We start from the raw sequence: 17,819 nt of genomic DNA on the forward strand, positions 1-17,819 counted from the left end.
TTCAAGTTGTCTATGTCAGGTTGGCGTAAACTCTATTACAAATTGTTGAATTTACCACTCTCTATTTTGGTAAAAAGTAAGGTCATTCCGACCGATCCGATCTCGGAACACGGTATCGATCCGACCCGTCCGGTGATGTATGTTTTGCCTTATGATTCAAAGGCGGACCTGCTCACGCTACGCGCACAGTGCCTGAAGCACGATCTGCCGGATCCGCTGGCGCCGCTGGAGATTGACGGCACCCTGCTGCCGCGCCACGTATTTATTCACGATGGGCCGCGCGTCTTCCCCTATTTCGTGGCGAACCCGGAGTCGGTCAAGCTTTTCCATGACTACCTCGATCTGCACCGCAATAATGCGGCGCTGGACGTACAGATGCTGCCGGTTTCCGTGATGTTTGGCCGTGCGCCAGGCCGTGAAATTCAGGGCGAACCGACGCCACATCTGCGTATTCTTAACGGTATACAGAAGTTCTTTGCCATCCTGTGGCACGGTCGCGACAGCTTTGTCCGCTTCTCGCCCACGGTTTCACTGCGTCAGATGGCCACCGAACACGGTACCGATCAGTCGATCGCGCAGAAGCTGGCACGTGTCGCGCGCATTCATTTTGCCCGCCAGCGGCTGGCAGCCGTCGGCCCGCGTCTGCCGGCACGCCAGGATCTGTTCAACAAGCTGCTGCAATCCAAAGCGATTGAGAAAGCGGTTGAAGACGAAGCGCGCAGCAAGAAAATTTCGCATGAAAAAGCGCAGCAGAACGCCATCGAGATGATGGAAGAAGTGGCGGCGGATTTCTCGTACGAAGCGATCCGCGTGACTGACCGTGTGATGGGCTGGCTGTGGAGTCGACTCTATCAGGGCATTAACGTGCACGGTGGCGAACGCGTGCGCCAGCTGGCGCAGGATGGTCACGAAATTGTTTACGTGCCATGCCACCGCAGCCACATGGATTATCTGCTGCTGTCCTACGTGCTCTATCATCAGGGCCTGGTGCCGCCGCACATTGCTGCCGGTATCAATCTCAACTTCTGGCCAGCCGGACCGATTTTCCGTCGCCTCGGTGCCTTCTTTATTCGTCGTACCTTTAAAGGCAACAAGCTCTACTCCACGGTGTTCCGCGAGTATCTGGGCGAGCTGTTCAGCCGCGGCTATTCGGTTGAGTATTTTGTTGAGGGCGGGCGCTCACGTACTGGCCGTCTGCTCGACCCGAAAACCGGCACGCTGTCGATGACGTTACAGGCGCTGCTGCGCGGCGGCAGCCGTCCTATCACCTTTGTGCCGATCTACATCGGTTATGAGCACGTGATGGAAGTCGGCACTTATGCCAAAGAGCTGCGCGGTGCCGCGAAAGAGAAAGAGGGTTTCATGCAGATGGTGCGCGGCCTGCGCAAGCTGCGTAACCTCGGTCAGGGCTATGTGAACTTCGGTGAGCCGCTGTCGCTGGTTAACTATCTTAACAAACAGGTTCCGGAGTGGCGCGACGCGATTGACCCTATCGATCCTCAGCGTCCGGCGTGGATGACGCCGGTAGTGAACGATATCGCGGCACGTCTGATGGTACGCATCAACGAAGCCGGCGCGGCCAACGCCATGAACCTGTGCGTGACCGCGCTGCTGGCATCGCGCCAGCGTTCGCTGACGCGTGAACAGCTGACGGAACAGCTGGAGTGCTACACCCAGCTGCTGCGCAATGTGCCGTACTCACCCGAGTCAACCGTTCCGGATCTCAGCGCTGAAGCGCTGCTCGATCACGCCATGGGCATGAACAAGTTCGAGACCGAGCAGGACAGTATTGGCGAGATCATCATTCTGCCGCGCGAGCAGGCGGTGCTGATGACCTACTATCGCAACAACATCCACCATATGCTGGTGATGCCGTCGCTGATTGCCGCTATCGTGCAGCAGCATCGGGAGATCAGCGAGGCGGAACTGCTGCGCCAGGTCAGCCTGGTCTATCCGATGCTGAAGAGCGAACTGTTCCTGCGCTGGGACAGTGCCGAACTGCCAGCCCTGCTGAATGCGCTCTGCGCCGAAATGGCGCGGCAGGGGCTGATCACCGTACAGGAAGGCCAGCTGAAAATGAGTGCGGCGCGTTACCGTACGCTGCAGCTGCTGGCGGCCGGGATTCGTGAAACGCTGCAGCGTTTCGCCATCACCTTCGCCATTCTCAGCGCCAAGCCGACCATTAACCGTGGCACGCTGGAGAAAGAGAGCCGCACGCTGGCTCAGCGTCTGTCAGTGCTGCACGGTATCAATGCGCCGGAGTTCTTCGACAAGGCGGTCTTTACCGCGCTGGTGCTGTCGCTGCGTGATGAAGGCTATATCAGTGATTCCGGTGATGCGGATGCTGAACGTACCAATATGATGTGGCAGATGCTGGCCGAACTGGTCACCAGCGATGTCCGTCTGACCATTGAGAGTGCCGTAGCGCACGACTAATGGGCGACTGAAAACCGCGGCTCATCTGTCACACGCCAGATTGCGCCGCGGTTTTTGTTGTCAGAATTCAGGCGTGAAAAGAACGCGCTTCCCACTACGGCGACCGGCGCGCCGCCGGGGTTAATCACCCCATCATCAGAACAGCGCAACAAACGGCTGGGTATTAAGCAGCACGCCAATAAACAGCACCAGGCCAACGTAGTTGTTGTTGAGGAATGCCTGGAAGCACAGCTCACGTTCACGCCCGGCAATCAGTTTCTGCTGATGCACAAACAGCCCGCCCGCCAGCAGCAGCGACCAGTAAAACGCACCGTTCAGATGCAGTAAAATGCCCACCAGTGCCATCAGGCCCAGCGCGGCCAGCTGTAACAACCCGATAATCAGCTTGTCGTAACGCCCAAACAGAATCGCCGTGGATTTCACGCCAATCTTCAGATCGTCGTCGCGGTCAACCATGGCGTACTGGGTGTCATAAGCCACCGTCCAGCAAATATTGGCAAGAAACACCAGCCAGCAGACAAAGGGTAAGGACTCACTAACCGCCGCCCAGCCCATCGGAATCGCCCAGCCAAACGCCGCGCCCAGCACTACCTGCGGCAGATGGGTATAGCGCTTCATAAAGGGATAAACCCACGCCAGCGCCAGCCCGCCAAACGACAGCAGAATGGTCATGCGGTTCATGGTCAGCACCAGCAGGAACGCCAGCAGACCGAGGCCGGCAAACAGCAGCTTCGCCTCTTTCTCCGTTACCGCGCCGCTGGCTAACGGTCGCGCGGCGGTGCGTTTCACGTGGCCGTCGACGTTACGGTCGGCATAATCATTAATCACGCAGCCCGCCGCGCGCATCACAAACACGCCGAGGACGAACACCAGCAGCACCGACAGCGGCGGAATCGCCATGCCGGACAGCCACAGCGCCCACAGTGTCGGCCACAGCAGCAGCAGCGTGCCAATCGGTTTATCAATACGCATCAGGCGACTATAGGCCTGCCATTTGCTCATGGTTAAAGTCTTTTGCACGGGGCGTTATCCTTGCTTCAGCGCGCGGTACAGCGGCGACGCCGGTAAAAACAGTTCAGTTAACAGCAGCGGTTTTCCGGACAGGCGCAGCCGCGAGCGGCGTCCCCACAGGTCATCAATCTGGCCCGGATCGATAAAATCGCGGCTCAGCGTCGAGGAGGAAAACAGGTAGCGTCCCAGCGGTCGCGTGCCGAGATTTTGCAGCATCTGTTCCGGGCCGTTCAGCGTGCTCTCCGGCACCACGGTACGGCCAATCAGCCAGGGCTCATTGTCACCGCACAGCACGATTTCACGCAGCCAGAAGCGCGTGTCGGCAGGCAAAAACGCCGCTTCCTGCGGCATCTCATCGGCGGTAATGAACGCTTCCCGCAGCAGTTGTACGGTAACCTGCTGGCAGTGCTGCTCAAAGCGGCGCGTCATTGAGTCTTCTTCCAGCAGCCAGTCAAGCAGCGGCGGTGAAAGTAACGGGGAAGAGGCTGGCAGCCAGTGCAGTGCGCGTAACTGGCGCAGCGCGTCATGCGACATCAGGACATCTCCGGTAAAAAAGTTGCCCTAGTGTAGCGCACCGCGCTCAGCGTGACACATCTGCTTGTGCCACGCTGGCGTCGCGGGAGGAATTACTCGCGTTTCAGGCGGTTACTGTTGGCCAGCCACAGCGTCACCACCAGAATCAAAATGGCCGCCGAGTAGCACAACGTATCGAAAGGATTTTTATGATCGACAATGATCAGACGAATAATCGCCGTGATGCCGATATAGACGAAGTAGCGCAGCGGAAAGTGATAGCCGGACTGAAAGTACTTCACAATCAGCGCGATAAACTCGAAATAGAGAAAGTAGATCACAATGCCTTCGATCAGCAGATACGAAGACGCCTGCTCACCGGTGCTGAACAGCACATTCGCCAGGTGAATGGTCTCTTTACCGAGAAACACCACCAGAATAACGGCCAGAATCACCAGGCCAATGTTCAGTACCCACTGTAATACCGAAGCAATAAGCTGCCCCGCCGCTGGTTTTGTTGTCATTATTTTGCGCCTCAGATGACGAGATTCTTCTGGCGCTATCATGCTGTAATGTGATCTAAATCACAATACATCACACATCAACATCAACACACAGCGCGTCATAACGCCAGTACTCGCAGTCGCAGTCAATCACCCGCTTATGCTGGTCACGGTTGATACGCGTGATCAGCAGGCCGGGCGTACCGCTCGCCACGTTCAGTGCGGGCGCCGCCCGCGCCGGAAGCGGACCGGGCACAATGGTAAACCGTGCGCCGCCATAGTGAATGCCGTAGCGCTGGTCATACAGATCGGTCAGCGAGCGGGTGAGATCTTCACGCAGCAGACCGGGAAAGAAGGCCGGATTGAGGTAATGCTCGACGTACAGCACCGCGCGGCCATCAATGCGGCGCAGGCGGCGAATGCGGTACACCTGATCGCCTTCCAGCAGTTGCAGATGACGCGCAATTGCCAGCTGCGCCGGCACCTCGCGCGCCTCCATCACCTCAGTGCTGGCAATACGCCCCTGCTGCAGCGCCATGGCGTGAAAGTGGCTGTGATGTGCCGGGTTATAGATGAGGCGCGGCGGCGCAATAAACCAGCCGCGCCGCAGTTCGCGGTAGATGACGCCCTGCGCTTCCAGCAGGCCAAGCGCTTCACGAAGCGTGATGCGCGTGGTTGAATATTGTTCGCTCAACGCGCGCTCGGCCGGCAATCGTCTGGTGACAAACTCTCCGTTTTCAATCCGTTCGCATAGTGCGGCGGCGATCACATCTGCGGTTTTCGACGACATTTTTTTCAGCCTCATTTTGGGGCAAATCTGCACTATGACAGTTCGATGACTACAATGTGACAAGGCACATCCCACGCTTTAGCGCGCTGTAACCGCATGTGGAACGACGCGCCACATCCCATTTCAACACCCCGGTCATAAAACCTTCATCTATCCGGGCTACATTGGCTCGGTTCTTGCTGGACTAGACCACGACGACCCACAACTTACACCCGGAGCAATCGAGATGAAAGCGTTTATCTCTTCTGTAGTAGCCAGTGCTGTTCTGCTTGCGCTGCCCGCCGCGCATGCCGCCGATAACGATGTTGCCGCACTGGAAAAAGCCGCGCGCGCCGAAGGCCAGGTTAACAGCGTCGGTATGCCTGACACCTGGGCTAACTGGAAAGATACCTGGAACGATCTCAGCACCAAATATGGTCTGAAGCACAGCGATACCGATATGTCTTCGGCGCAGGAGCTGGCGAAGTTTGCCGCCGAGCAGGATAACGCCAGCGCCGATATCGGCGACGTGGGCGCCGCTTTCGGTCCGATTGCCGTCGCCAAAGGCGTGGCGCAACCCTATAAACCGACGCACTGGGATCAGATTCCGGCATGGGCGAAAGACGCCGATGGCAACTGGATGCTGGCCTACACCGGCACCATCGCTTTCCTGATCGACAAGCAGCAGGTGAAAGACGCACCGCACAGCTGGGCCGATCTGAAAAAAGGTAAGTATGTGGTCACTATCGGCGACGTCGGCACGGCAGCTCAGGCGGCAAACGGCGTCCTCGCCGCCAGCTATGCGCTGGGCGGTGACGAGAAGAACATCAAGCCGGCGCTGGCGTTCTTTGGCGAGCTGGCGAAACAGGGCCGCCTTGGCGTGACCGATCCGGTGATCGCCAACATCGAAAAAGGTGAGATTCAGGTCGCCGTGGTGTGGGACTTCAACGGCCTGAACTACCGCGATCAGATTGATAAAAATCGCTACGAAGTGGTGATTCCGTCGGACGGGTCCGTGACTTCTGGCTACACCACCATTATCAACAAATACGCCCGCCACCCGAACGCGGCGAAGCTGGCGCGTGAATACATTCTGTCGGATGAGGGCCAGATCAACCTGGCGAAAGGCTATGCGCGCCCGATTCGCGCCGAGCATTTAACGCTGCCGGCAGACGTGCAGGCCAAGCTGCTGCCACAGTCCGAATACAAAAATGCCCGCCCGATCAAAGATCAGGCTGCCTGGGATAAGACCTCAAAACTGCTGCCGCGTCTGTGGCAGGAGAATGTAGTGATTAACATGAAGCAGTAACGCAGACGTTTTGCCAGTCGCACATACCGTAGCGGCGCGATGTATCGCGCATCCGTTTTCCGGCAATGCGCAATACATTGCGCCGGTACCTATCACCAATTTTTACAGGGTGCGCATTCATGCGCACCTGAGGGAGCGGGGATGAAAACAATCCTGGTGGTACTCGATGGGCTGAGTAATCAGGTGGCGCAGCACGCCATGGGCTATCTGTTTGCCGAATGCAAACAGGGCAACGGTCACTATTACACGCTGACCTGCGAACTGCCGTCGCTGTCGCGTCCGCTGTACGAATGCATTCTGACCGGCATTCCGCCGGTGCGCAGCGGCATCATTCACAACGGCGTCAATCGCCTGAGCACTCAGCGCAGTATCTTCCACTACGCGCGCGACGCCGGACTCACTACCGCCGCTGCCGCTTATCACTGGGTGAGCGAACTGTATAACCGCTCGCCGTTTAACGCCGCGCGCGACCGCCACACTAACGCGCCCGACCTGCCGATCCAGTACGGCCATTTCTACTGGGACGACGGTTACCCCGACTCGCATCTGTTTGAGGATGCCGAAAGCCTGCGCCTGCAGCACGATCCCGATTTCCTGCTGATTCACCCAATGAACATCGACGATGCCGGGCACAAGCACAGCCTGTCATCACCGCAGTACCGTAACCGGGCACGAATGGCGGATGGCTATCTATCGCAGTGGATGCCCGGCTGGCTGGCCGCCGGTTATCAGGTGATTGTCACCGCCGACCACGGCATGAACGACGATCGCTCGCACGGCGGTATTCTGCCGGAAGAGACGCAGGTGCCGCTGTTTGTTTTTGGCCGCGGCTTCTCGCTGCAGCCCGACCTGGAACCGCAGCAAACCGACCTGTGCGGCACCGTCTGCACCCTGCTCGGCGTCACGCACGACAAACCGCTGTGTCGTGGTCTGCTGGCGGAGCCGCGCTGATGAAGGGCAAAACCCTGGCCTCGCTGTTGCTGCTGCCGTTCGTGCTGTTCTGGATCGCCTTCCAGCTCGCGCCGCTGCTGTGGATTGCCATCAACAGCTTCTGGAGCGATATCAATGAGCGCTGGGGCATCGATAACTACAGCGATATCCTCACTTCACCGTTCTACCTGCAGGCCTTTCGCCTGTCGCTGGATATTTCACTGTGGTCGAGCGTTTACGGTCTGCTGATCGCGCTGCTTGCCGGTTATTCGCTGCACAAGCTCGGCACCGGGCGTTTTCAGCGCTTTTTGCTGTCGTTCACCAATATGACCAGCAACTTCGCCGGCGTGCCGCTGGCCTTCGCCTTTGTCATCCTGCTTGGACTGAACGGCTGCCTGACGCTGCTGCTGCGCCACTACGGCTGGCTGGACAGCTTTAAACTGTTTTCGCGCGACGGCATGGTGCTGGTTTACACCTGGTTCCAGATTCCGCTCGTTATTCTGCTGCTCTACCCGGCGTTTGACGGGCTGCGGAAAGACTGGGAAGAGTCGGCGGCACTGCTCGGTGCCAGCCGCTGGCGCTACTGGTGGCACATCGGCCTGCCGATTCTGTTTCCGGCGCTGCTCGGCACCTTTGTGATTTTGCTGGCCAACGCGCTGGGCGCCTACGCCACCATTTACGCGCTGACCACCGGCAACTTCAACGTGGTGCCAGTGCGCATCGCCGCGCTGGTGTCAGGCGATATCTCGCTCGATCCCAATACCGGCGGCGCGCTGGCGATGCTGCTGGTGCTGATTATGGCGCTGATTACCGTGGTGCAGCAGTATCTGGTGCGTCGCAGCTATCTGCATGCCCGCGTACAGGAGTCCTGACATGTCTCGCGTCGAAAAACTCTACCATCGCCTGATTGTCTGGCTGCTGCTGATCGTGCTCGCCGCACCGCTGCTGGCGACGCTGCTGTACGGCATCTCCAGCGAGTGGAGCGATACCATTCTGCCGCAGGGCTTTACCTTGAAGTGGCTGACGCAGTTGTGGAGCGATCCGCGCTTCCTCACCGCGCTCGGTCATTCGCTGCTGATCTGCGTGGGTGCGCTGCTGTTCTCCCTGCTGCTGGTGCTGCCTGCGATGTTTGTAATCGCTTACTACTATCCAAAACTGGACGCGGTGATGAACGTGCTGATTCTGATGCCGTTTGCCGTGCCGCCGGTAGTCTCGTCGGTCGGGCTGCTGCAGCTCTACTCCTCGGGCCCGCTGATGCTGACCGGCACGCCGTGGATTCTCATCGGCTGTTACTTCACCATTGCGTTGCCGTTTATCTACCGCGCCATTGCCAACAATATGCAGGCCATCAACCTGAAAGAGCTGATTGACGCGGCTCATCTGCTGGGCGCCAGCACCTGGCAGGCAGCCCTGTTTGTGGTGCTGCCAAATCTGCGCAAAGGGGTGTTTATTGCCGTGCTGCTCTCCTTCTCGTTTCTGATTGGTGAGTTTGTCTTTGCTAACCTGCTGGTCGGCACCCGCTATGAAACGCTGCAGGTTTATCTCTACAACATGCGCAACGGCAGCGGGCATTTCACCAGCGCGCTGGTGATCTCTTATTTTGCGGTTGTCCTGCTGGTCACCTGGCTGGCCAATGCCCTCAATCCTGAACGAGGCTGACCATGAGTTACCTGAACGTTACCCAACTGAATAAAAGCTACGGCCCCACCACCATTTTTGAAAACATCGATTTCAGCGCCGACGAAGGTGAGTTTGTCACCCTGCTCGGCCCGAGCGGCTGCGGCAAGTCAACACTGCTGCGCTGCATCGCCGGCCTGACCGATGTCGACAGCGGCACCATTCTGCTGCAGGGCCAGGATCTGGTGCCGCTGCCGCCACAAAAGCGCACCATTGGCATGGTGTTCCAGAGCTATGCGCTGTTTCCCAATATGACGGTGGAGAAGAACGTCGCGTTTGGCCTGAAGATGCAGAAACTGCCCGCCGGCGAGATTCAGCAACGCGTGATGGAAGCGCTGGCGCTGGTGGAACTGACCGACTTCGCGCGCCGCTATCCGCACCAGTTGTCGGGCGGCCAGTGTCAGCGCGTGGCGCTGGCGCGTTCGCTGGTGACGCGGCCGCGCCTGCTGCTGCTGGATGAACCGCTGTCGGCGCTGGACGCCCGCATTCGCCGCCATCTGCGCGAGCAGATTCGCCACATTCAGCAGGAGCTGAAGCTGACCACCATTTTTGTCACCCACGATCAGGAAGAGGCGCTGACGCTGTCGGACCGTATTGTGCTGATGAATCGCGGTCGCATTGTGCAAAACGGCAACGCGGAAACGCTCTATACCCAGCCGGTGGATCTGTTCGCCGCGGGCTTTATTGGTAACTACAACCTGCTGAGCGCCGAACAGGCAACGCAGCTGACCGGCCAGCCGTTCAGCAGCCAGGTGGCGATTCGTCCGGAATCCATCCAGCTGTGCGCACCGCAGGCAGGCATCGCGGCCACCATTCTCAGCCATAGCCTGCTCGGGAACGTGATCCGCTATCGCGTGCTGGCGAATCAGGTCGAGTTGTCGGTGGATGTGCTCAACCGCAGCGTGGCAGATTTACACCCCGCCGGCATGCAGATTGGACTACAGTTAGAGATGTCGACGTTGCGCCAGGTCGCTTAAATTAAACGAAAAATTGGCAACGCAGCGCGACGCAGGTATTTATCGGCTGTGCTTATCGCCAGGCAGGCAGCCGCCTGTTTTCTGCCTGGCGCATAGGAGCCTTTATTCGTGCTAACCCTGCTTAACCTTCTCTCCGCCGTCGCCCTGCTGGTATGGGGCACCCACATTGTCCGCACCGGCGTGATGCGCGTATACGGTGCCGATCTGCGTCGCGTGTTAAGCCGCAGCGTGGAAAAAAAACCGATGGCGTTTCTTGCCGGGATTGGCGTTACCGCGCTGGTGCAGAGCAGTAACGCCACCACGTTATTAGTCACCTCGTTTGTGGCGCAGAATCTGGTCAGCCTGACGCCCGCGCTGGTGGTGGTGCTGGGAGCTGACGTCGGGACCGCCATCATGGCGCGTATCCTGACCTTCGATCTCTCCTGGCTGTCGCCGCTGTTTATCTTTTTTGGCGTGGTATTTTTCCTCAGCCGCAAACAGACGCGCGCCGGTCAGATCGGACGCGCGGCCATCGGCCTCGGGCTGATTCTGCTGGCGCTGCAGCTGATTGTCGCCGCCGCCAAACCCATTACGCAGGCCGCTGGCGTACAGGTGCTGTTCTCCACGCTGACCGGCGATATCATGCTGGATGCGCTGATTGGCGCGGTATTCGCCATAATCAGCTACTCCAGCCTGGCCGCGGTGCTGATTACCGCCACGCTGACCGCCACCGGCGTTATCTCGTTCAAAGTGGCGCTGTGTCTGGTGATTGGCGCTAACCTCGGCAGCGGCTTGCTGGCGATGATCAACGCCAGCGGATCGAATGCTGCCGGCAAGCGGGTGGCGCTCGGTAGCCTGTTGTTCAAGCTGATTGGCAGCATCGTTATTTTGCCGTTTGTCGATTACATCGCCGACCTGCTGGATAAGCTGCCGGTTAACGATGAAGAGATGGTGATCTTCTTCCACGTGTTCTACAACCTGGTGCGCTGTCTGGTGATGGTGCCGTTTGCCGAACCGATGGCGCGCCTGTGCCGCCGCATGATCGCCGACGATGCGGAAAACCAGACCCATCTCAAGCCTAAGCACCTCGACAGCAGCGCGCTGGATACCCCGGCGCTGGCGCTGGCCAACGCGGCGCGGGAAACGCTGCGCATTGGCGATGTGGTGGAGCAGATGCTGGAGAGCTTCAACAAGGTGGTGATGGGCGAACTGCGCGAGGAGCGCGCAGTGCGGCGGCTGGATGATGATGTGGACGTGCTGTACACCGCCATTAAGCTCTATCTGGCGCGCATGCCGAAGGAGGATCTGGCGGAAGAGGATTCACGCCGCTGGGCCGAGGTGATTGAGATGGCGCTGAATCTGGAGCAGGCAGGCGACATTATCGAACGCATGAGCGCCGACGTAGCGGACAAATCGCTGCAGGCGCGCCGGGCGTTTTCGCCGGAAGGGCTGGAAGAGCTGAATTCGCTGCAGGAGCAGGTGTTAAGCAACCTGCGCCTGAGCCTGTCGGTGTTTCTGTCACACGACGTCACCAGCGCCAAGCGCCTGCGCCGTGCCAAGCACCGTTTCCGCATCCTGATTCGCCGTTATTCCCACGCCCACGTCGAGCGCCTGCACCGGCAGAATGTGCAAAGCATCGAAACCAGTTCGCTGCATTTAGGTTTGCTGGGAGATATGAAGCGCCTGAATTCGCTGTTCTGCGCGGTGGCGTACACTGTGCTGGACCAGCCGGACGATGAGCGCGAGGTGGATTGATCATTTTTACAACGCGCGATAAATCGCGCCGCTACAGGCTGTGCATTAATCTGTAACGGCGCAATTTATTGCGCATTGCCATTACGACAACAAACTAAACGCGATCATCCCGACGATGGCGCCGGTGGTGCCGAGAATCGTCTCCATCAGCGTCCAGGTCTTCAGCGTCTCGCCTTCGGTGGCACCGGTGAAGCGACCAAACAGCCAGAAACCGGCATCGTTGACGTGGCTGATAATAATCGAGCCGCCGCCGATGCAGATCGACAGCGCCGCCAGCTGCGCACCGCTGTAATGCAACGGTTCAATCACCGGCATCACCAGACCGACGGTGGTTAAACAGGCCACCGTGGCCGAGCCCTGAATCACCCGAATCGCGCCGGAGAGAATAAAACAGGCCAGCGCAATCGGCATGCCGGCACCGGTCAGCGCGTGGCCCAGCACCGGGCCAACGCCGGAATCCACCAGCACCTGCTTGAACACGCCGCCCGCACCAATCACCAGCAGGATAATCCCCGCCGGCTGCAGCGCGCTGCCGCATACCTGCATCACCTTCTCTTTATCCATGCCCTGACGGTAAGCCAGGCCGTAAATCGCTACCAGCAGCGCCAGCAGGATGGCGGTAAACGGATGGCCGATAAACTCCAGCCATGCATACAGACGTGAATCCGGTGTGGTAAAGCGCGCGCCGATGGTTTTCAGCCCGACCAGCAGCAGCGGGAACAGAATCAGCGACAGGCTAAAGCCAAACGACGGCAGCTGGCCCTCGCTGACGTCCGGCTGATGATCTTCCGGCGGCGCGCTGAACGTCACATGGCGCGCAATCAGGTTGCCGAACAGCGGACCGGCAATCAGCATGCCGGGGATCGCCGCGCACAGCCCCAGCAGGATCATCCAGCCAAAGTCAGCGTGCATCTGCGCCGCCAGCAGCATCGGTGCCGGTCCGGGCAGCAAAAAGGCCGCCGCGGCGGCGACACCGGCAAACAGCGGGATCACCAGTTTAACCAGATTATCGTGGGTACGACGTGCCACCGCGAAGGCGATGCTGATCAACAACACCACGGCCACTTCAAAGAACAGCGGCAGCGCACAGATCAGCCCGGCAATGCCCATCGCATAGTGCGCGCGCCGCTCGCCAAAGGTTTTCAGCATGCGAATGGCGATCTGATCGACCGCACCGGTTTCATGCAGAATTTTGCCGAACATGGCGCCCAGCGCCACCACAATGGCGAGAAAGCCGAGCGTGCCGCCCATGCCTTTTTGCATGGTCTCGGCAATTTTATCCAGCGGCATACCGGAGAACAGACCGGCACCCATCGATACTAACATCAGGGCGACAAAGGCGTGCATCCGCGCTTTCATCACCAAAAACAGCAGCAGCAGGACAGAGCCTGCTGCGGTTAACACCAGCGTTGCGGTACTCATGACTAGCCCTTGTTGATTGCGCCCTCGATGGTCGCAACCGTGGCCGCAACTACCTCATCCAGTGAGTGATTGATATCGACAACCAGTACATCCGGCTCGTCGGCACCCGGTTCCTGCAGGGTTTCAAACTGTGTCACCAGCATCTGCGGTTTGAAGAAGTGGCCTTTGCGCGCCTTGAGACGAGACTCAATGGTGGCAAAATCACCCTTCAGATAGATGAATTTCAGGTTGTGATTGCCCTGACGCAGGATGTCACGATAGGACTTTTTCAGCGCTGAACAGACGATGATCGAGATCGCCTGGGTACGCTGCATCGCGAACGCCGCATCATTCAGCGCCTGCAGCCACGGCTGGCGATCGTCGTCGTTCAGCGGATGGCCTTCCGCCATTTTGGTAATGTTGCTGCGCGGATGCAGGAAGTCACCATCCAGAAACGCGGTGCTGAGCTGATGAGACACCTGATTGGCGACGGCAGACTTTCCGCTGCCGGAAACACCCATCAGGATAAAGACGTGGTGCGATGGAGATGGCGTGGTCATGGTTTTGCGCTCCGGCAGGTTAAGCTGCCAATGTTACCGATAACAATTTTGATTGCCATTGTCCGAGCGCGCTCAGACGCTGGCAACCCTTGTCAGGCGGAAAAGCACGAAAGTGTGAACTGACTCAAAAAATCGCCAAAATCAGATGCTGCCACCTTCGGCAATCTCAAAACCGACATCCAGCGGCGCGGTCACGCTGCGATCGCCGCCAATCCGCGCCAGCAGCATGGCGGCTGATTCACGCCCCATGCGTTCGCGTGGCGTCAGCACCGTAGCCAGCCGCGGATTGACCACCTGCGTGATGTCGTGGCCGTGAAAGCCGGCGATCGCCATCTGCTCCGGCACGCGCAACCCCTGGCGCTGGCACTCAAACATCGCGCCTACCGCCAGGTCATCATTGGTACAGAACAGGCTGTCAGTGTGCGGATAGCGCTTCTGCGCCTCGCGCAGCAACTGGGCACCGGCGCTGAAGGAGGAGGCATCTTCCATCATGACGCTGTGTGGCGTCAGCCCGGCTTCGCGCATCGCCTGTTCGTAGCCCTGCTGCTTTTGCAGCGTACGCTCATCGAGGCGCGCGCCCAGATAGACGGTGTGACGATGGCCTTTCCTGAGGATAGCATGCGTCATCTGCCGCGCCGCCTCGACGTTGTCGAAGCCCACGGCCATATCAAGACACGGCGTGACGCAATCCATCATTTCGATCACCGGAATGCCCGCCACTTCCAGCATGCGCAGCGTGCCCGGCGTGTGGGAACGTTCGGTCAGGATCACGCCATCAATGTTCCAGCCCAGCAGCGAACGCAGCTGCAGCTCCTCTTTGTGCGGGTTATAGCCGAAGTGCGCCACCAGCGTCTGATAGCCCGCTTCATCGGTCACGGTTTCAATGCCGCGCAGCACGTCGGCAAACACCTGGTTGGTGAGCGAGGGCAGCAGCACGCCAATCGCGCGGCTGGTGGCGTTAGAGAGCATGTCGGGCGCACGGTTGGGGATATAGCCGAGTTCATCCAGCGCCACGGCGATTTTGTCGCGCAGCGCCGCAGAGACCTGATCGGGGTTCCGCAGGTAGCGGCTGACGGTCATTTTTGTGATGCCGACGCGATCGGCAACATCCTGTAATACCGGTCTTTTCTTCTTCATCGTGTGCGCCTGAGGTCAGAGATACGCTGAGTTTATCATTTTTTTGTCATGTTATGCCGTTGCGGCCACGGAAGGAGAAGAGGGATAAAATGCTGAGGACGGCGTTCGGCTGAGGCGCAGGCAAAAAAAAGCCAGCACCCGAGCTGGCTAAGAAACACTGGAAGCAATGTGAGCAATGTCGTGCTTACCCGGTTTGTCAGGAGACGCAGCCGGATTCGCGTTGACAATAATAATCATTATCATTCGCGTCTGTAAAGCCCTTTCCCGATTTTTTTACCGTTGACGTTGCGCGCGAATTCCCTGATGTTAAAGGGGATTTCATTCACTGAGTGCAAGGAGCTGCTTTATGAGTCAGGTTACTGTTCGTCACGCAACGCCCGAAGATGCCGCCGTTCTGACGCGTATCTATAGCCAGCCGGAAACACAGGCGGGCACGCTGCATCTGCCGTATCAGTCACCGTCACTCTGGCAGGAGCGGCTCGCGAATCCCCGTCCCCATGTCACCATGCTGGTGGCCTGTATTGACGGGCAGGTTGTCGGTCAGCTGACGCTGGAAGTTATGGCGGTGGCACGCCGCCGTCACTGCGCCACTATCGGCATGGGCGTTGATCCGGCATTCCATCGGCGCGGCGTGGGTAAAGCGCTGATGGCGGCGATGGTGGATCTGTGCGACAACTGGCTGCAGGTCACGCGGATTGAACTGACGGTGTTTGCGGATAACCACCAGGCCATGGGTTTGTATCAGCAGTTTGGTTTTGAGATTGAAGGTACCGCCAGAGGTTTCGCGGTCCGCGACGGCCAGATGATCGATACGCACTACATGGCGCGTCTGAAAGGGAATGCGCGATGAATCGCGCCGCTACCGGCCGGTGCACGGTGAGGTAGCGGCGCAATTTATTGCGCGACGTTAATACCCGGCACTCAAATCATCCACCGAGCGTGGGTCGGACGCGCCGTAGCGCATGCCGTCCGGGCCAATCATGATGCTCTGCGTGCTGCCCATCGCTGGCAGCACTTTGACATGCTGACCTTTTGCTTCCAGCAGACGCAGCGTATCCGGGCTGAAGCCCTTCTCGACGCGCAGCTGATCCGGCAGCCACTGATGGTGGAAGCGCGGCGCATTGGTGGATTCCGCCACGTTCATACCGAAATCGATACTGTTCACCACCATTTGCAGCACGGTAGTGATAATCCGACTGCCGCCCGGGCTGCCGGTCACCAGCCAGGTTTTACCGTCTTTCGCCACAATGGTTGGCGACATCGATGACAGCGGACGTTTGGCCGGCTGGATCGCGTTCGCCTCACCGCCCACCAGGCCATAGACGTTTGGCGTGCCCGGCTTGGCAGAGAAATCATCCATTTCATTGTTCATCAGAATGCCGCTGTTACCGGCCACCACGCCGCTGCCAAAGTAGGTATTCAGCGTATAGGTCACCGCCACCGCGTTGCCGTCTTTATCCACCACCGAGAAGTGGGTGGTTTGATTGCTCTCGTACGGTGCCAGCTTGCCGGGCTTGATGTCGGCTGAGGGGCGCGCCTTGTTGACATCAATCTGCTGGGCCAGCGTTTTGGCGTAGGCTTTGCTGGTCAGCGCCTGCTGCGGCACTTTAACGAAGTCGGGATCGCCGAGATACTCGGAGCGGTCGGCGTAGGCATATTTTTCCGCTTCGGCCATAACCTGCATCGCGTCCGCGCTGCCGAAGCCCCATTTCGCCAGGTCGAAGTTTTCCAGGATATTGAGGATCTGCACGATATGAATGCCGCCGGACGACGGTGGCGGCATGGAGAACACCTCGTAGCCACGGTAGCTGCCGCTTACCGGCTTGCGTTCCACTGCGCGGTAGGCCGCCAGATCCGCCTTGCCAATCAGTCCGCCGTGCTGCGCCATTTCGGCAGCGATCTCATCGGCAATTTTGCCTTTGTAGAAAGCATCCGGCCCCTGTTGGGCAATCAGCTGCAGGCTGTGCGCGAGGTTTTTCTGCACCAGGCGATCGCCCTTCTGGTAAGGCTGACCGTCGGCTTTGTAGAAAATGGCGCGACTGTTGTCGTGGTTGATCAGGTTCTCTTTACCGTAGGTAGCGAGATCGTCAGCCAGCGCATCGTTAACGATGATGCCGTCGCGCGCCAGCTTGATCGCCGGCGCCAGCAGCGTGCTGAGCGGCAGCGTGCCATACTTTTGCGCCGCCAGGGCAAAACCGGCTACGGTTCCCGGCGTGCCGGACGCCAGATGAGAAGTGAGTGATAACTTACTATCCGCATTGCCCTGCTTATCCAGGAACATATCGCGCGAGGCACGCGCCGGCGCCATCTCGCGGAAATCGATGGCGGTGGTGCGGCCGGCAGCGGTGCGCAGCAGCATAAAGCCGCCACCGCCCAGGTTGCCCGCCTGCGGGTGAGTGACCGCCAGCGCAAAGCCCACCGCAATCGCTGCATCTACCGCGTTACCCCCTTGTTTGAGGATATCGACGCCCACCCGGGTTGCCATGGCGTCCACTGACGCAACCATTCCGTGCTGCGCTTTCACCGGGTGAAAGGTGTCGCTGTCGACGCCATATGACACCGGCGGTGCGCTGGCTGGCGCTGCCTGCGCCCCCTGCACCACGGTAAAACTCATTAACAGCGCCCAGCCGAACTGGCGCACACCGTTATGTATCCTCATCCCGCCACCATCCTTTCAGTTGTTTACATTTGTTATTGATTGCTGCAAGTGTTTGCAAATACTGTAAAAAAGATAGCAGTTAAGCCAAATTAGGTGCACTCCTGGTTTTGGGGTTTGTGATATCGCATAAACTTATGGTTGCGGCGGTTGCTGCCGGGTGGCGAGCAACCTCACACAGCAGGCCGCACTGATGGAGGAACACC

At 58.9% G+C, this 17,819-nt stretch carries 16 protein-coding genes; 8 read left to right on the forward strand and 8 right to left on the reverse strand.

Annotated elements, in window-relative coordinates; all coding sequences use genetic code 11:
- Positions 1-12: 12 nt before the first annotated feature.
- Positions 13-2,436 (forward strand): glycerol-3-phosphate 1-O-acyltransferase PlsB, encoded by a 2,424-nt coding sequence (gene plsB, locus AC6I7J_RS17510; RefSeq protein WP_031279763.1) that lies wholly within the window; start codon positions 13-15, stop codon positions 2,434-2,436.
- Positions 2,437-2,571: 135 nt separating this feature from the next.
- Here the strand turns inward: plsB and ubiA are convergent, their stop codons facing one another.
- From ubiA to AC6I7J_RS17530, 4 genes are all read right to left on the reverse strand, one after another.
- On the reverse strand, positions 2,572-3,438 hold the full coding sequence (gene ubiA / locus AC6I7J_RS17515) for a 4-hydroxybenzoate octaprenyltransferase (RefSeq protein ID WP_021507861.1): 867 nt from the start codon (positions 3,436-3,438) through the stop codon (positions 2,572-2,574).
- A 24-nt stretch (positions 3,439-3,462) separates the two neighbouring features.
- Positions 3,463-3,981: a chorismate lyase gene (ubiC, locus tag AC6I7J_RS17520; protein ID WP_010616617.1), complete on the reverse strand. Its 519-nt coding sequence runs from the start codon at positions 3,979-3,981 to the stop codon at positions 3,463-3,465.
- 92 nt (positions 3,982-4,073) lie between these two features.
- On the reverse strand, positions 4,074-4,484 hold the full coding sequence (gene psiE, locus AC6I7J_RS17525) for a phosphate-starvation-inducible protein PsiE (protein WP_010616618.1): 411 nt from the start codon (positions 4,482-4,484) through the stop codon (positions 4,074-4,076).
- Positions 4,485-4,554: 70 nt separating this feature from the next.
- Entirely contained in the window at positions 4,555-5,253 is a 699-nt protein-coding gene (locus tag AC6I7J_RS17530; RefSeq protein WP_498006298.1) for a UTRA domain-containing protein, read from the reverse strand.
- A 226-nt stretch (positions 5,254-5,479) separates the two neighbouring features.
- Between AC6I7J_RS17530 and AC6I7J_RS17535 the strand changes: the two genes are divergently transcribed.
- From AC6I7J_RS17535 to AC6I7J_RS17560, 6 genes are all read left to right on the forward strand, one after another.
- A complete protein-coding gene (locus AC6I7J_RS17535) occupies positions 5,480-6,541 on the forward strand; it encodes an ABC transporter substrate-binding protein (protein ID WP_058770009.1) in 1,062 nt (353 codons plus the stop codon).
- A 141-nt stretch (positions 6,542-6,682) separates the two neighbouring features.
- The gene (locus AC6I7J_RS17540; RefSeq protein WP_215480797.1) at positions 6,683-7,492 is read left to right on the forward strand and encodes an alkaline phosphatase family protein; all 810 of its coding nucleotides are present in this window, start codon (positions 6,683-6,685) and stop codon (positions 7,490-7,492) included.
- Positions 7,492-8,343, forward strand: a complete 852-nt coding sequence (locus AC6I7J_RS17545) for an ABC transporter permease (protein WP_498006301.1) — start codon at positions 7,492-7,494, stop codon at positions 8,341-8,343. Before AC6I7J_RS17540 ends, AC6I7J_RS17545 begins: the two co-directional genes overlap by 1 nt.
- Before the next feature lies 1 nt (position 8,344).
- Positions 8,345-9,130 carry an ABC transporter permease gene (locus tag AC6I7J_RS17550; protein WP_058757571.1) on the forward strand — a complete coding sequence of 262 codons (786 nt, stop codon included), beginning with the start codon at positions 8,345-8,347 and terminating at the stop codon, positions 9,128-9,130.
- Positions 9,131-9,132: 2 nt separating this feature from the next.
- Positions 9,133-10,125, forward strand: coding sequence for an ABC transporter ATP-binding protein (locus tag AC6I7J_RS17555; RefSeq protein ID WP_021507867.1), 993 nt, complete (start codon positions 9,133-9,135; stop codon positions 10,123-10,125).
- Between the two features lie 108 nt (positions 10,126-10,233).
- The gene (locus AC6I7J_RS17560) at positions 10,234-11,859 is read left to right on the forward strand and encodes a Na/Pi cotransporter family protein (protein WP_031279764.1); all 1,626 of its coding nucleotides are present in this window, start codon (positions 10,234-10,236) and stop codon (positions 11,857-11,859) included.
- Positions 11,860-11,940: 81 nt separating this feature from the next.
- On the opposite strand, the gene gntU is transcribed toward AC6I7J_RS17560, so the two are convergent.
- From gntU to gntR, 3 genes are all read right to left on the reverse strand, one after another.
- Positions 11,941-13,281: a gluconate transporter gene (gene gntU, locus AC6I7J_RS17565; protein WP_021507994.1), complete on the reverse strand. Its 1,341-nt coding sequence runs from the start codon at positions 13,279-13,281 to the stop codon at positions 11,941-11,943.
- 2 nt (positions 13,282-13,283) lie between these two features.
- Positions 13,284-13,820, reverse strand: coding sequence for a gluconokinase (gene gntK / locus AC6I7J_RS17570; RefSeq protein WP_010615889.1), 537 nt, complete (start codon positions 13,818-13,820; stop codon positions 13,284-13,286).
- 141 nt (positions 13,821-13,961) lie between these two features.
- A complete protein-coding gene (gene gntR / locus AC6I7J_RS17575) occupies positions 13,962-14,957 on the reverse strand; it encodes a gluconate operon transcriptional repressor GntR (RefSeq protein WP_021507996.1) in 996 nt (331 codons plus the stop codon).
- 346 nt (positions 14,958-15,303) lie between these two features.
- Here gntR and AC6I7J_RS17580 point away from each other — a divergent pair, with 346 nt between their 5' ends.
- On the forward strand, positions 15,304-15,807 hold the full coding sequence (locus tag AC6I7J_RS17580; RefSeq protein ID WP_058770006.1) for a GNAT family N-acetyltransferase: 504 nt from the start codon (positions 15,304-15,306) through the stop codon (positions 15,805-15,807).
- A gap of 57 nt (positions 15,808-15,864) precedes the next feature.
- Here the strand turns inward: AC6I7J_RS17580 and ggt are convergent, their stop codons facing one another.
- The gene (gene ggt, locus AC6I7J_RS17585; protein WP_498006304.1) at positions 15,865-17,616 is read right to left on the reverse strand and encodes a gamma-glutamyltransferase; all 1,752 of its coding nucleotides are present in this window, start codon (positions 17,614-17,616) and stop codon (positions 15,865-15,867) included.
- Positions 17,617-17,819 lie beyond the last annotated feature (203 nt).

The organism is Type-C symbiont of Plautia stali (assembly GCF_059730935.1).

Bases quoted from the DNA above. Each gene is read 5' to 3' on its own strand.
- plsB (WP_031279763.1), top strand. From the start codon at position 13: ATGTCAGGTTGGCGTAAACTCTATTACAAATTGTTGAATTTACCACTC.
- ubiA (WP_021507861.1), bottom strand. From the start codon at position 3,438: ATGAGCAAATGGCAGGCCTATAGTCGCCTGATGCGTATTGATAAACCG.
- ubiC (WP_010616617.1), bottom strand. From the start codon at position 3,981: ATGTCGCATGACGCGCTGCGCCAGTTACGCGCACTGCACTGGCTGCCA.
- psiE (WP_010616618.1), bottom strand. From the start codon at position 4,484: ATGACAACAAAACCAGCGGCGGGGCAGCTTATTGCTTCGGTATTACAG.
- AC6I7J_RS17530 (WP_498006298.1), bottom strand. From the start codon at position 5,253: ATGTCGTCGAAAACCGCAGATGTGATCGCCGCCGCACTATGCGAACGG.
- AC6I7J_RS17535 (WP_058770009.1), top strand. From the start codon at position 5,480: ATGAAAGCGTTTATCTCTTCTGTAGTAGCCAGTGCTGTTCTGCTTGCG.
- AC6I7J_RS17540 (WP_215480797.1), top strand. From the start codon at position 6,683: ATGAAAACAATCCTGGTGGTACTCGATGGGCTGAGTAATCAGGTGGCG.
- AC6I7J_RS17545 (WP_498006301.1), top strand. From the start codon at position 7,492: ATGAAGGGCAAAACCCTGGCCTCGCTGTTGCTGCTGCCGTTCGTGCTG.
- AC6I7J_RS17550 (WP_058757571.1), top strand. From the start codon at position 8,345: ATGTCTCGCGTCGAAAAACTCTACCATCGCCTGATTGTCTGGCTGCTG.
- AC6I7J_RS17555 (WP_021507867.1), top strand. From the start codon at position 9,133: ATGAGTTACCTGAACGTTACCCAACTGAATAAAAGCTACGGCCCCACC.
- gntU (WP_021507994.1), bottom strand. From the start codon at position 13,281: ATGAGTACCGCAACGCTGGTGTTAACCGCAGCAGGCTCTGTCCTGCTG.
- gntK (WP_010615889.1), bottom strand. From the start codon at position 13,820: ATGACCACGCCATCTCCATCGCACCACGTCTTTATCCTGATGGGTGTT.
- gntR (WP_021507996.1), bottom strand. From the start codon at position 14,957: ATGAAGAAGAAAAGACCGGTATTACAGGATGTTGCCGATCGCGTCGGC.
- AC6I7J_RS17580 (WP_058770006.1), top strand. From the start codon at position 15,304: ATGAGTCAGGTTACTGTTCGTCACGCAACGCCCGAAGATGCCGCCGTT.
- ggt (WP_498006304.1), bottom strand. From the start codon at position 17,616: ATGAGGATACATAACGGTGTGCGCCAGTTCGGCTGGGCGCTGTTAATG.